Consider the following 2,066-nt stretch of genomic DNA (forward strand, 5'->3'; position numbering starts at 1 on the left):
TTTTGATTTACGGGTCATTTGTTCACCTTGTGTTTAGATGGGGATTATACCCCTTACATCTTGGTGTCCAAATTCACTATGCCACTACATATCCCTTCGTTAACGGCAGTATGGGGGATGATGCATAACTACCAACGACGATTAAATGAAAGGCTAGGTACTCAGCTTAGATTGACCTCCTTTTCGTGGTTTATTCGTCAGTACTCATCTGTAGCTGGTAAAAAACTGCCGGAGTACGGTATGCAAGGGCAAAAAGAAAACCAGTTTAGGCGAGCTGGGATTGTAGATAACAAACATTGTGATTTAGTGTTTGATCTGGTGGTACATATCGATGGCTATGAGGAGGACTTAGATACACTCGATAATTCTGTTGGTTCCATAAAAGCAAGCTTTCCTGCCAACTTTGCCGGAGGAGTAATGCATCCTCCAGAGATAGGCGCTGTCGATGAATGGTGCGAGCTGTATCGTAGTGAAGCGTCACTTTACTCAAAGCTAAGGCGGCTTCCTGCATCCGGTAAATGGGTAATGCCGACCAGATATCAAATGGATAGTCTTGATGGGTTACTGAGGTTGCTGAAGCAACATGCTTCACTGTGTCCAGTAATGTCGGGTTATTTGTTGTTGGGAGCTCCTGAAAGCCGCAAGTATTCGTTCGAGCCATTACATTGTTATGCTGAGCCTGCAATAGGAGTGGTTGAGTGTGCCACTGCTATTGATATAAGGTTGCAGGGGATGAGTAACTTTTTTAGGCGAGCCTTTTGGATGCTCGATATAAAAGAAACTTCAATGCTAATGAAACGGGTTTGAGGAAGCTTTATGGAGTTATGCAATGTTTTAAAATATGACCGCTCCTTGTACCCAAGCAAAGCGATTTTCTTTTATAAAACTTCTGAAAGTGATTTTGTGCCTCTTGAAGCTGAAATAAACCGAATTCGTGGTCAAAAAGCGGGTTTTACTGAAGCCTTCACTCCTCAGTTCAAATCTAAAAACTTAGCGCCGCAAGATTTAGCCCACTGTAATCCCCTTATCCTCGAAGAGTGTTATGTGCCGCCAAATGTTGAGCATATCTATTGTCGTTTCTCATTGAGAGTACAAGCTAACTCCCTTAAACCTGCTGGTTGCAGCGAACCTACTGTATTCGCGTTACTTGAAGAGTTCGCAGCCACATTTAAAGAATGTGACGGTTACAAAGAGTTAGCCACTAGATACTGTAAAAATGTGCTATTAGGTACCTGGCTCTGGCGTAATCAAAATACCGGGAACTCTAAAATAGAGATTAAAACTAGCTCAGGTAACTACTATCAAATAGCTAATACCCGCCACCTTGCTTGGGATAGTAGTTGGCCTGTCGATGCTCAGCAAGTATTAGAAGATCTAAGTCATGAGGTTCATCAAGCATTAACCGATCCAACAGTATTTTGGCATGCAGATATTACCGCAAAAATTGAAACGGCTTTTTGCCAAGAGATCTATCCAAGCCAGTCTTTTTGTGAAAAGTCTGCGCAGGGCGAAGCCTCAAAACAATTTGCTAAGGTGAAGTGTGTTGATGGCCGATATGCTGTGAGCTTTAATTCGGTAAAGATTGGCGCTGCACTGCAATTAATTGATGATTGGTGGGATGTTGATGCTTCAAAGCGATTACGTATTCATGAATATGGTGCAGACAAAGAGATAGGTGTTGCGCGCCGTGCTCCTGAATCTAAACAGAGTTTTTATTCTCTGTTTGTTAACACTGAGCTCTATCTTGCAGAGCTTAAGCAGCAGCTAGCTAAGGATGAATATTCGATTAACCCCAATATCTACTACGTCTTTGCGGTGTTAATAAAGGGCGGCATGTTCCAGAAAAAAGCAGAAGCTAAAAGTAAATCAAAAGCCGAAACCACAACCGCTAAATCAACAACCTCTAAAACAACACCTGTGAAGGCCTAGTATGAAACGCTACTATTTTATGGTGCAATTTTTACCTGAACAAGCAAACTGTAGTGGCATAGTGAATTTGGACACCAAGATGTAAGGGGTATAATCCCCATCTAAACACAAGGTGAACAAATGACCCGTAAATCAAA

At 42.1% G+C, this 2,066-nt stretch carries 2 protein-coding genes; both read left to right on the plus strand.

Going from position 1 to position 2,066, the window contains the following annotated elements; all coding sequences use genetic code 11:
* Positions 1 to 78: 78 nt before the first annotated feature.
* Positions 79 to 807: a hypothetical protein gene (locus L2748_RS23650; RefSeq protein ID WP_246616304.1), complete on the plus strand. Its 729-nt coding sequence runs from the start codon at positions 79 to 81 to the stop codon at positions 805 to 807.
* Between the two features lie 9 nt (positions 808 to 816).
* Positions 817 to 1,929 carry a type I-F CRISPR-associated protein Csy3 gene (gene csy3, locus L2748_RS23655; RefSeq protein ID WP_220783583.1) on the plus strand — a complete coding sequence of 371 codons (1,113 nt, stop codon included), beginning with the start codon at positions 817 to 819 and terminating at the stop codon, positions 1,927 to 1,929.
* Positions 1,930 to 2,066: the final 137 nt, after the last annotated feature.

Origin of the sequence: Shewanella sairae (assembly GCF_023283535.1) — a bacterium.
Taxonomy (GTDB): Bacteria; Pseudomonadota; Gammaproteobacteria; order Enterobacterales; family Shewanellaceae; genus Shewanella; species Shewanella sairae.